This window comes from Mycobacterium sp. IDUB_21 (assembly GCF_055419425.1).
This window is the reverse complement of record NZ_JBVAXQ010000013.1, coordinates 16,957-29,749: the sequence shown is the minus strand read 5'-3', so window position 1 is coordinate 29,749 and position 12,793 is coordinate 16,957. Positions and strand designations below refer to the sequence as shown.

Genomic DNA, 12,793 nt, shown 5'->3' with positions numbered 1-12,793 from the left:
GGAGGGCATCATGCAGCAAACACTTCGTCCCTACGTCACCACCGGCCTGGCCATCGTCGGTGTGGGCCTCGTCGCGGTTCCGCCCGCGGCGTCGCACCTGCCGCAGCTGCAGCGGCAGCTCGCGGTCGTCGAGCAGCGGGCCGTGGAGCTGACGGCGGGTGGCGACTTCTTCTCGCCCTACACCGACCTGTTCGCCCACACGACCGCCAATCTGCAGGCGCTGAACCAGAACTCGGTCGACATCTGGGGGCTGCTGGAGCACATCTTCACCAACCCGCAGCAGGCGCTGGCCGGCATCCCGGACGTCATCAACATCTTCACCAACCCGATGCCCACCATCGACGCGCAGCTGCTGCCCTTCCCGGCCGACATCAGCGTGCAGTTGCCGACCTGGCTGTCCTCGATGCTCGCCGGCATGGGCCCGATGATCACGGTCTTCAACGCGATGCAGGAGTTGCTCGAGAAGATCTTCGACTTCAGCGACCCGATGGGGGCGTTCGCGGCATTGGTCGGTGCGCCGGCGACCCTGCTCGACGCGTTCCTCAACGGCCACGACAGCTTCAGCATCGGGGGCTTCGAGATTCCCCTGTTCAACGGCCTCCTCACGTCAGCTCAACCCCTCGGGATCAGCATCGACATCGGCACCATCGTCGATGCCAGCGGGATGGGCAACGAGACCATCACCGGGTTGCTGACCCAGGCCGGCATCGGCGACACGCCATTGGACACCTTGATCATCGGTCTCCTCGACCAGCTCGGCTTCGGCCACATGACTCCGGTAGACCTGCTCAACGACTTCGGGATCGGCACGGAGTCGCTGTCCAGCTTGCTGATCGGAGTGTTCAACGAGGCCGGTATCGGCAACCCCACCATCGCTCAACTGCTGACCGACCTCGGTGGCATCAGCCCGGACGACTCGATCGCCAGCCTGCTGATCGCACTGCTCAACTCTCCGGAAGTCGGGATCGGCAACCCCACCCTCTCCGAGCTGATCCTGGACCTCGTCGGCGGTGACAACCAGTCGGTGGGCGGGCTGATCAAGGACCTGCTCGGTGCTACGGGCAACGAATCCCTCGCCAGCCTGGTCGACCCGAGCTGGACCGTCGGCGGCCTGCTGACGGACGCGATGGGCAACCCGCCGCTGACCGACTTCTTCGAGCAATTGGGTCTCGGCAGCATGACCCTCGGCAGCGCGCTCGGCGCGGCGTTCGGGGACATGGGCGACAGCACGTTGCTGGAGCTGCTCAACGACGGCTTCCTCGGGCCGGACGTCACCGGTAACACCGGGCTGGTCGCCCTGCTGAGTTCGATGTTCCCGCCCGGCACCACCTTCAACGACTTCATCGGCGATTACGGCAACCAGACGCTCGGCCAGGTGCTGGGGGCAATGGCGGTCGGGGAGAACACTCTCGGTATCGATCCGACCACCGCGATGACCGACATCAAGTTCACCGATCTGATGTCCATCGCCGGTATCGGTGACACGCCGCTGGCCACCCTCTCGCCGGAGAACGCCAGCCTGATCGAGAAGATCGGCAACCCCACGCTCAACGCACTGTTGGGCACCAACACCGTCGGCCAGACCCTGACCAACCTGCACCTCTACGACGCCACGGTGAGCCAGCTGGTCCAGGCCATGGGCCTGTCCAACTTCCAATTGGAGACCCTGTTCGAAGGCCTGGGCAACCTGAGCGGCAACGTCACCCTGGAGCAGTTCTTCACCGACCTGGGCTTCAACCCGACGCTGACGCAGCTGATGGAAAGCCTGCTCGCGGGGATGGGGCTGAGCGACACCACGCTGCTCTCCCTGTTCGAGGACTGGGGGATGGGCAGTGTCGGTCTGGACAACCTGATCGACAGCCTCGGGCTGGATAACCTCGGCATCCAGTCGATGCTCAACGCCCTCGGCCTGAACAACATCGACCTGGACATGTTCATCGACCGAATCGGCTTGAGCGGCATCTCGATCGCCGGACTGCTCAGCGATCTGGGTATGGACACCAGGCACCTCGACGACGTCCTCAACGATCTGTTGGGCGGTGTGTCGATCGGCAGCATGCTGGGTGGTCTCGGTCTCGACGAGGTGCATCTCGACACCTTCATCACCGACCTGATGACCAGCGTGTTGGGCGACCCGACCCTGGGCACGTTGCTCGGCTGGCTGGGCCTGGACAACAACGACCTGGACACCATCGTCGCGAACCTCGGCCTGGGTGGCGTGACGATCAACTCGCTGCTCACCGATCTCGGCTTGGGCAGCCTCGACATCAACACCCTGCTCGACGGCTTGGGCTTGTCCGAGCTGGGTCTGGTCGATGTCAACAGCGACTTCTACGGGCTGATCCCCGAGTGGCTCAACGATATTCCGCAGCAGATCGCCGCGGCATTGGGCTTCTACGGCTGAATCTGCTGACCGGGCAAGCCGATGTTCCAGAACCAATTCACAGACAGAGATAGCACAACTGTGGGCCACACAGATAGGAAATCCCAAATGGCTGTAGGGCGTAACACTTCGGGCAACGGCCGGCAGGGTCGGCGTGGTCGGCGTCTGTTGGGTGCGGGTAGTGCGGTGGGGGCGTTTTTGGCGTTTGGGGTGGCGCCGGTGTCGGTGGCGCCGGTGGCCCAGGCTGATGAGTTGGATTGGGTTGTTGATCTGCTTGGTGCGGATTTGGTTGGGGCGCTGGGTGATTTGAGTCAGGTGTCGTCGTGGGAGACGGTGTTTGATGGTGCGGCGTGGGAGCCGTTGTTGGCCAATGTGGGGTTGTCGTTTGATGCGTCGGTGGCGGATGTGCCGGGTTCGGCTGCTGCTGATGATTGGTTCGGGTCGTTGTTCTACACGCCGTTGCATGATTTGGGGCAGCAGTGGATTTTGAGTCCGTTTGGTGCTGAGGTTAATTCGTTCATCAACATGTTCGGTTTCGGTCAGGTTCTGATCGGTAACGGTGCCGATGGTGTGGATGGCGGGTCGTTGGCGGCGGCTGCTGGTGGTGCTGGTGGTTTGTGGTTCGGCGATGGTGGTGCCGGTGGTACTGCGGCCGATGGCACCGGTGGTCTGGGTGGCTCGGCGGGTTCGTTCGGTGATGGTGGCGCCGGGGGTGCGGGCCTGCTCGGTGGTGATGGTGGCGCTGGTGGTGCCGGTGGTTGGTGGATGGGTGTCGGTGGTGATGGCGGCGCTGGTGGTGGCGGTGTCGATGGCGGTGTGGGTGGCAATGGTGGTGCTGGTGGCGCCGGTGTCGGCTTCATGTATGGCGTTGGTGGTAACGGTGGTCTCGGTGGCGATGGCGCGGTGGGTGCGATCGGTGCTGCGGGTCTTGCCGGTGTGGATGGCGGTGTGGGCGGCAATGGTGGCGCGGGTGGCAATGGTGGTGCCGGGGGTAAGGGTTCGTGGCTGATCGGTTCTGGTGGTAACGGTGGCGCTGGTGGGCTGGGCGCTAACGGTGGTGCCGGTGGTTTTGGTGGCGATGGTGTGGATGCCACGACGGCTGGTGCTGATGGTGGGGATGCCGGTGATGGTGGCAATGGTGGTCAAGGTGGTGTCGGTGGTGCTTCGGGTGCTGGTGGCTCGGGTGGTCTGATCGGCTCGTCGGGTTCGGCGGGTGTTGCCGGTAGTGGCGGCAATGGTGGTGCTGCGGGTGCTGGTGGCAATGGTGGTGCCGGTGCTGACGGTGACTCTTCGACTCTTGATGGTGGTGCTGGTGGTGCCGGTGGGCACACGGGTGTGACCGGCGGTGGTGGTGCTGCGGGTGCTGGTGGCGGTGGTAACGCGGGTGTTTCGGGTGCGGCGACGTTCGGTGGTGGTAACGGCGGCCTGGGTGGTGACGGTGCTGACGCGACCGTTGCCGGTGGCACTGGTGGTGCTGGTGGTGCTGGTGGCAACGCGGGCAACTTGGGCAATGGTGGTGCTGGTGGTGCTGGTGGTGCTGGCGCGGACGGCATGGCGGGGCACACCGATGGCAGTGGTGATGGCACCACGGGTCTGGCCGGTGGCGCCGGTGGTGTGGGTGGTGCTGGTGGTACCGCGGTTGCCGGCAATGGTGGCGCTGGTGGTGTGGGCGGTAACGCCGGCCATGGTGGTGCTGGTGGTGCCGGTGCTGATGGTGCCGCGGGCCAGGATGCGGTCGCCGGCAGCGGTGCTGACGGTGGCGATGGTGGTGATGCGACCAGCACTGCCGGTGATGGTGGTGTGGGTGGTGTCGGTGGCGCTGGTGGTGTCGGTGGCGCTTCGGCTCATGGCGATGTGGGTGCTCATGGTGTGGGTGGCCTTGGTGGCGATGGCGGTGCTGGTGGTAACGCGGGCAGTGGCGGTACTGGTGGTGCTGGTGCCGGTGGTGGTACCGCGGCGACCGCCGGTGCCGGCGGCAAGGGCGGCAACGGGGCTGATTCCACAGCTGGTGTTGGTGGCGCTGCTGGCGCTGGTGGCTCCAGCGGCGACTCGATCGCAGCCGCGGGTGCCGCGGGTGCCGACGGTGCGGCCGGCAATGGTGGCAACGGTGGTGTCGGCGGTCAGGGCGAGATTCTTGGCGACGGCACGATTCAGGCCGGTGGCACCGGCGGCGATGGTGGCGACGCCGGAACTGACGGCGACGGCGGCAACGGTGGCGCCGGTGGCCAGGGCGCGACCGGCCAAGGCGGCACCACCGATCTCAGCGGCAATGGCACCTCCGGCGGCACCGGTGCCGCCGGCGGGGCGGGCGGCACCGGCGGCGCCGGCGGAACCAACTCGGGTGTTGGCGGCGTAGGTGGCGCCGGCGGCCAGGGCGGCACCGGCGGCAACGGTGGTGCGGCAGAAGACGCGACGCTGGCCGGTGCCATCGGTGGCAATGGTGGTAGCGCCGGTGCCGGTGGTATCGGCGGCGACGGTGGTGCCGGCGGGATCAGCGCCGGCAACGGACTCGGTGGTGCCGGCGGCGCCGCGGGCAACGGTGGCGACGCCGGTCAGGCTGCGGCCGGCGGCAAGGGCCTCGGCGGTGGTGGCTTCGACTCGGCCGGCGCGGGCGGCCGAGGCGGGGCCGGCGGCGACGGCGGTGCGGCCGGTGCGGTCGGCACCGGAACAGACGGCGGCGCTGACGGCAGTGCGGGCAACGTCGGCGCGGGCAGCAATGGTGGCGCCGGTGGTACCGGCGGCGATGGCGCCGGTCTGGCCTCCGATGGACTGACCGGTCAGGCCGGTGGCGCGGGCGGTCAGGGCGGTAACGCCGCCATCGACGGCGACGGCGGCATCGGTGGCGCAGGCGGCCAGGGAGCTGACGGCACAAACGGGATCACCGACACCAGTGGCAGTGGCAACCCCGGTGCCAACGGAGGCAGTGGCACCGACGGAGGCAACGCCGGCGCCGGTGGCGCCGGCGGTGCCGGCGGCACCGGCGGCAGCAACACCGGCAACGGTGGGGCCGGTGGCACCGGCGGCCAGGGTGGCATAGGCGGCAATGGCGGCGCGGCAGAGGATGCACAGAACGCCGGTACCGACGGTGGTAACGGCGGCAGCGCCGGCACCGGCGGTCAAGGCGGCGCCGGCGGTGCCGGCGGCACTTCGACCAGCGGCACCGGCGGTGCGGGCGGCAGCGCCGGAAACGGCGGCGCGGCCGGGCAGGCCGCGGCCGGCGGTAAGGGACTCGGTGGCATCCACCTCCCCGTTGCTGCCGGTAGCGGCGGAAACGGCGGAAACGGCGCCGACGGCGGCGCGGCAGGCAGCGCCGGAATCGGTGGCCTCGGCGCTGCTCAGGGTGCTGACGGCGGCGTGGGCCAGGCCGGGGCAGGCAGTGACGGCGCGGCCGGCGGTGACGGTGGCGACGGAATCAGCGTCGGCCCCAACGGAAACGGCGAGTGGGGCGGCGCGGGCGGTCAGGGTGGCAACGCCGCGACCAACGGCAACGGTGGCGCCGGCGGTAACGGTGGCCACGGCTATGACGGCGCCGACGCGTTCGGCGGCAACGGCAATCCCGGCGCAACCGGTGGTCACGGCGGCTCCGGCGGTGCGGGCGGTGCCGGCGGCAGCAACTCCGGCAACGGCGGCGCCGGTGGCGCCGGTGGTCACGGTGGCGCCGGCGGTGACGGCGGTGCGGCAGACGACGCGACATCGGCGGGTGCATCAGGCGGCGACGGTGGCAGCGCCGGCGCAGGTGGCCAGGGCGGTTCCGGTGGCCAGGGTGGCGCCGCCAACGACGGCACCGGCGGCGCGGGCGGCGCGGCGGGCAACGGCGGCGATGCCGGCACTGCGGCGGCCGGCGGCAAGGGTCTCGGTGGCGGTGGCGCCGACAACGCCGGCGCGGGCGGTAGCGGCGGCAACGGCGCCGACGGTGGCGCGGCAGGCGTTGTCGGAGCAGGCGGCGCGGGCGCCCAGCAGGGTGCCGACGGTGGCGCGGGTCAGGCCGGCCTCAGCAGTGACGGCGCGGCCGGTGGTAACGGCGGCGACGGCAGTGGTCTGGCCAGCGACGGCCTGACCGCTCAGGCCGGCGGTAACGGCGGAGCCGGTGGTAACGCGGCAGCAGTCGGAAGCGGTGGCACCGGTGGTACCGGCGGTATCGGCGCGACGGTGAACGGCATCACCGGCTTTGACGGAAACGGCACGGACGGTCTCCTCGGTGGCGTCGGCGGTAACGGCGGTACCGGCGGAGCCGGTGGCACCACGTCCGGCAACGGCGGCGCCGGCGGCAACGCCGGCAACGGCGGCAATGGAGGCGCCGGCGGTCAGGGTGTGGAGGCGACCGACGCCGACACCGCAGGCGGCTACGGCGGTAACGCCGGGGCCGGCGGGCAGGGTGGTACCGGCGGCACCGGTGGTGTGGCCAACAACGGCACCGGTGGTACCGGCGGTAATGCCGGCGACGGCGGCGATGCCGGTACGGCGGGCACTGGTGGTACCGGCCTCGGCGGTGGTGGCGCTGCCAACGCGGGTGCGGGCGGCGCCGGCGGCGCCGGTGCCGAGGGTGGCAGTGCGGGCGCCGCGGGCGTCGGCGGCAACGGCACCGAGAGCGGAGCCCAAGGCGGGGCCGGCAACGGTGGAGACGGCAGCGACGGCGGTGCCGGCGGCCAGGGTGGCGCCGGTACCGGCCTGATCGGCGGAACGAACACCGGCCAGGGCGGTGGCGCCGGTGGCGCCGGTGGCAACGCGGCATCGATCGGCACCGGTGGTGCCGGTGGTAACGGCGGCGCCGGCGCAACGGTCGACGGCATCACAGGCGGTGACGGCAACGGGACCGATGGCGCCGACGGTGGAGTCGGCGGTATCGGTGGCGCAGGTGGCGCCGGCGGCACCACCTCCGGCAACGGAGGCGCCGGCGGTAACGGCGGTGCGGCCGGCCACGGTGGACACGGTGGAAACGGCGCCGACGGAACCGACGGAATCGATGCCGTCGCGGGCAGCGGCGGAGACGGAACCGACGCCGGCAACGCAGGCAACGGCGGCGTCGGCGGCAACGGCGGCCAGGGCGGCGACGGCGGCGCGGGCGGTACCGCCACCAACGGTGACGCCGGTACCGACGGAATCGGCGGCGTCGGCGGTAACGCGGGCGACGCGGGCAACGCGGGCAACGGCGGCCAGGGCGGCACCGGTGCCGGCGGCGGCGCGGACGTCAAGGCCGGAAACGGTGGCGCCGGCGGCCAGGGCGGTGTCCGCGGCGAGGCCGGTGGCACCGCCGGTGAGGGCGGCTGGAACGCCGGCCACACCGAGCAGGCCGCCCAGGGTTCGGCGGGCGCCGCGGCCACCGGAGGTAACGGTGGCGCGGGCGGTAACGGTGGCGCCGGTGTGGCGCACGGCGACGGATCGCCTCAGGCCGGCGGCGACGGCGGCCTCGGTGGCGCGGCCGGTCCGGTCGGCACCGGCGGCGCGGGTGGTAACGGCGGAATCGGCTCGGCCGGCAACGCCGGTCTCGACGGCGTTGTCGATGGCACCGGCAACGGCGGCAGCGGCACCGACGGCGGCCTCGGCGGCGAAGGCGGTATTGGTGGTAACGGTGGCGCCGGCGGCAGCGAGTCCGGTGATGCAGGTGCCGGTGGCGCCGGTGGTGCCGGTGGCGCGGGCGGCCGCGGTGGTTACGGCGCTGATGGCGCCAATGCTGCCTCGGTGGCATTCGGCAGCGGGCTCTCCGGTGCTGACGGCGGGTACGGCGGCGACGGCGGCGCGGGTGGCCTCGGTGGTAACGGCGGCGTCGGTGGTGTCGGTGGCACGGCCACTCTCGGCAACGACGGTGCGGCCGGCGCGGGTGGCGTCGGCGGTCAAGGTGGCGCTGCGGGTAACGCGGGCAACGGCGGTACCGGCGCGAACGGTGCCGGTGGGGGCGCTAACGCGGTCGCCGGCCACGGCGGCAACGGTGGTGACGGCGGCGACCGCGGCGCGATCGGCCTCGGCGGTAAGGGCGGCCTGAGCGGCGACGGCCAGCAGGCCGTCAACGGCGGCAACGGCGGTTCGGGGTCCGGCGGTAACGGCGGAGCCGGTGGCCGTGGCGGCAACGGTTCGGTGCTGGCCGGCGGTAACCCGCAGAGCGGCGGCGCAGGCGGGGCCGGCGGCAACGCCGGAACTATCGGCAACGGTGGCGCCGGCGGTGCCGGTGGTGCCGGCAGCGTCGGTGGCAACGGCGCGAACGGCACGACACTCGGGCAGGTCCATGGGCAGAACGGGCAGTCCGGCGGATCGGGCGGCGACGGTGGCGCCGGCGGCCAGGGCGGCTCCATCGCCGGTAACGGTGGTGCCGGTGGCGGCGCCGGAGCTGCGGGCAACGGCGGCAACGGTGGCAGCGGGGCACAGGGCAAGGCCGGCATCGATGCGGTCTCGGGCACCGGCGGCGTCGGCAGCAACGGAGGCAGCGGTGGTAACGGTGGCTACGGCGGTAACGGCGGTAACGGTGGTAACGGCGGCGCCGGTGGAACCGCAACCAACGGCAACGCCGGCAGTAACGGTCTCGGCACGGTCGGCGGCCGCGGCGGCAACGCCGGGACCGGTGCGGATGGCGGGCGTGGTGGCAATGGTGCCGCCGGTGGTGTCAACAGCGTGGCCGGATCCGGCGGCAACGGTGGTCATGGCGGCAACATCGGCACGGCCGGGTCCGGTGGTACCGGCGGCCTGAACGGTGATGGCACCGCGCGGGCGGACGGTGTCGATGGTGCGGCAGCCGCACACGGCGGCAACGGCGGTAACGGCGGTAACGGCGCCAACGCGCAAGGCACGAGTCAGGCCGGCGGCAAGGCCGGCAATGGTGGCGACGGCGGCAATGTCGGTAACGGCGGCAACGGTGGCAACGGTGGCAACGGCACCACCGGTGCGGCCGGAGTCACCGGTGGCGACCGCAACGGAACCGACGGCGCCTCGGGTACCGCCGGTGCCACCGGCGGTAGCGGCGGTAACGGTGGCTCCATCTCCGGCAACGCCGGTAACGGCGGCAATGGCGGTAACGGCGGCAACGGTGGGGCCGGCGGCAACGGAGCCGTGGGCAGCAACGGTGCTTCCGGAGGCAGCGGCGGTGACGGCGGCAACGCCGCATCCGGTGCGGCCGGCGGCAAGGGCGGCAGCGCCGTCAACGGCACCGCGGGTAACGGCGGCAACGGCGGAAACGCCGGAAATGCGGGCAACGGCGGTACCGGTGCCAACGGCTCGGGCGGCGGCGTCAACGCCGTCGCGGGCAGCGGTGGCAACGGTGGCGACGGTGGCGACCGGGCCGACGCCGGCGTCGGTGGTGCCGGCGGTACCGGTGCCGGCGGCCCGGGAGCGGCCGGTACTGACGGAGGACTCGGCATCGGCGGCAACGGCGGCGCGGCCGGCAACGGCGGCATCGGCCAGGTGCTCGCTGATAGCTCCTCGCAGGCCGGTGGTAACGGTGGCATCGGCGGCGCGGCGGGCACGATCGGCAACGGCGGGGCCGGCGGCAACGGCGGTGCCGGCGCGCTCGGTGCCAACGGAATCATCGATGGCAGCGGCAACGGCACCGACGGTGCTGACGGTGGCGCGGGTGGAAACGGTGGCGTCGGCGGCGCCGGCGGCAGCATCTCCGGCAATGGCGGCACCGGTGGCTACGGCGGCACGGGCGGCATCGGCGGTATCGGTGGCGTCGCCCAAGGGACCGACGGGCAGAACGCGGTTGCCGGCAGCGGCGGAGACGGCGCTGACGGCGGCAATGCGGGCGTGAGCGGCAACGGTGGTGCCGGTGGTCACGGTGGTGCGGGCGCCCTCGGTGGCACCGCCACCAACGGAACGCAGGGCAGCACAGGTGCCGGCGGCGTCGGTGGAAACGGCGGCGCCGGTGGTGCCGCCGGGCGCGGCGGCAACGGTGGCGACGGTGCCGGCGGCGGCGCCGACCACATCGCCGGTATCGGCGGCGACGGTGGCGACGGCGGTTACGCCGGCTACGGCGGGTCCGCCGGCCATGGCGGCGTCAGCGGCAACGGGCTGATCGCGGCCAACGGCAAGGGCGGCGCGGACGGCGACGTCACCACCGGCAACGGCGGTGACGGCGGCCAGGGCGGCGCGGGCGTGATGCTCGGCGACGGCGTCGCGCAGTCCGGCGGCAACGGCGGTGACGCCGGCGCTGCGGGCGCTGTCGGTACCGGTGGCCACGGTGGCGACGGTGGTGCGGGCGCGACCGGCAGCAACGGGATCACCGAGGCGTCCGGTGACGGCACCAACGGTGTCGCCGGCGGCGACGGCGGCCAGGGCGGTAGCGGCGGCGCAGGCGGCAGCCAGGCCGGTAACGGGGGCGCGGGCGGCGTTGGCGGCGCGGCCGGCTCGGGCGGTCACGGCGGCGACGCCGCCGACGGCACAGCCGGCGTCAACGCGACCGCGGGCAGTGGCGGGAGCGGCACCGACGGTGGCGACGCGACCGGCACGGCGGGCAACGGTGCGGCCGGCGGTTCAGGCGGCAATGGCGGCCACGGCGGTGGCGCTACCAACGGCTCTGCGGGCACTGACGGAGTCGGCGGCAAGGGCGGCAGCGGTGGCAACGCCGGTAACGCCGGCGACGGTGGCCGCGGCGGTAATGGCGCCGGCGGTGGCGCTAACGCCGTCGCGGGGTCCGGCGGCAATGGCGGCGACAGCTCCAGCACCGCAGGAACAACTGGCGCAGCCGGGGCCGGCGGATGGAACGCCGACCACACCACGCAGGCGGCCGGCGGGACGGCCGGGGCTGCTGGTAGCACCGGAAACGGTGGCGCCGGCGGTAACGGCGGTACCGGTACCAATGCCGTGGCCGGCGGCGCGGCTGCCCAGCAGGGCGGTGCGGGCGGCGCCGGTGGCGACGCGGCACTTCACGGCGACGGCGGCACGGGCGGCAACGGCGGCACCGGTGGAAACGGCGTCAACGGCACTGCCGGCACCACCGGCCCCACGGGCGGCTCGAAAGCTGCCGGCGGCACCGGTGGTGTCGGTGGCGACGGCACCGCGGGCGCCGCGGGCGGCGCTGCCGGCGCGGGCGGCGCCAGCGGCACCCTGTCCGGCAACGGCGGAACCGGCGGCACCGGGGGTGCCGGTGGTACGGGCGGCAACGGCGGCACTGGCGGCACTGGCGGCACCGGCGGGGGCGGCTCTAAGGGCAACACCGCCGGGGCCGGTGGGCTCGGCGGTACCGGCGGCAGCGGTGCTACCGGCGGTGCATCCGGCAGTGGCGGCGCGGGCGGCGCTGTCCGCAACGGTGACGGCGTGGGCGGTGCCACCGGCGCAGACGGCGCAGATGGCAAGGGCGGCAACGGCGGTACCGGCGGCAAGGGCGGCATCGGCGGCAACGGCAGCACCGGTAAGAACGGCTGGTCCGCCGGCGCCGGCGGTAAGGGCGGCACCGGTGGTGGCGGTGGTGCGAGCGGCTCGGGCCTGCCCGGCGGGACCGGCTCGGGCGGCGCCAACGGCTCCGGCGCCAGCGGTACCGACAGTGCTACACCCGGTCAGGGTGGCGCCGGTGGTACCGGCGGCAAGGGCGGCGGATCATGATGATCCACCGCCCCCGACGACCGCTGTCAGCCGTCTTGGCGGAAGTCCGGAATGTCCTCGGGCGTTCTCGGCCAGGCGAACAGCGCGATCCGCTGGTTCCACTTCGCGACATAGTGTTCGCCGAGGAACGCCCCGCCACGCCGCTCCCAGAATCGGCGCCCGTACGAGCTGTCGCCGGCAAAGGTGTCGCCGATGACTCGTCGGCACTGCGGTTCGATCTCGAAGACGCTGTCCACGAATCCGCGGAACATGATCGCTCCGTGGCCGTGCTCGACCATGTCGAGTTCGGCGATCGCAGCGTGCAAGCCGATGTCGTAGGGATGGGCGTCGTAGACGGTGGCGATGTCGTCCTGGGCGGCCCGGAACAACTCCATGTATCCCATCGGCCGGCCGTCGATGCTGAAGACGTACGGCCGCGAGTAATTGCCCTCCAATTGGATCTCCAGGTGGCGGCGCCATTCGTCGGCCGGATAGTCGTAGTGCCACGTCTCGGCCAGATGCGGGCGGTTCATCCAGTCGGAGATCAGTTCCGCGTCGCCGGCCGGGTCTGCGAAACGCACGCTGTACGGGGCGGGGAATATCGGCAGGGGCGGCGGCGGAACCGCGCGGACCTCGTCGGGCACGTCGGCCAGTTGCCGTGCCATCAGCGAGCTCATCGCGCACCCGAACCCGTTGCAGTCGAATCGGTTTCGGTAAACATCACAAGCGCCTCCTGGAAGTCCGTTGACGGCAGCGCCGTCGCCACCGGGTTCGCCCATGATGCCACTTCTCCCGGCGGGTGTCAGCGCAGAGATGCAGATCGACACCATCCGAACGGAACGCCGAATTTCCTCCAATGGTGCCGAAGACTCGGTACCGATAACGCTCAAACGTATTCCGACACAA

The 12,793-nt window shown here is 72.1% G+C and carries 3 protein-coding genes; 2 read left to right on the top strand and 1 reads right to left on the bottom strand.

Annotated elements, in window-relative coordinates; translation table 11 throughout:
• Positions 1–10: 10 nt before the first annotated feature.
• Together ACZYY4_RS18130 and ACZYY4_RS18125 are read left to right on the top strand one after the other, a co-directional pair.
• Complete coding sequence (locus ACZYY4_RS18130) at positions 11–2,404, top strand: hypothetical protein (protein ID WP_463811386.1); 2,394 nt, start codon at positions 11–13, stop codon at positions 2,402–2,404.
• Between the two features lie 87 nt (positions 2,405–2,491).
• Positions 2,492–11,908 carry a hypothetical protein gene (locus ACZYY4_RS18125; protein WP_463811385.1) on the top strand — a complete coding sequence of 3,139 codons (9,417 nt, stop codon included), beginning with the start codon at positions 2,492–2,494 and terminating at the stop codon, positions 11,906–11,908.
• Between the two features lie 26 nt (positions 11,909–11,934).
• Here ACZYY4_RS18125 and ACZYY4_RS18120 read toward each other — a convergent pair whose 3' ends face one another.
• Entirely contained in the window at positions 11,935–12,552 is a 618-nt protein-coding gene (locus tag ACZYY4_RS18120; protein WP_463811384.1) for a GNAT family N-acetyltransferase, read from the bottom strand.
• Positions 12,553–12,793 lie beyond the last annotated feature (241 nt).

Coding starts and splice junctions, on each gene's coding strand:
- ACZYY4_RS18130 (WP_463811386.1), top strand. CDS start 11: ATGCAGCAAACACTTCGTCCCTACGTCACCACCGGCCTGGCCATCGTC.
- ACZYY4_RS18125 (WP_463811385.1), top strand. CDS start 2,492: ATGGCTGTAGGGCGTAACACTTCGGGCAACGGCCGGCAGGGTCGGCGT.
- ACZYY4_RS18120 (WP_463811384.1), bottom strand. CDS start 12,552: ATGGCACGGCAACTGGCCGACGTGCCCGACGAGGTCCGCGCGGTTCCG.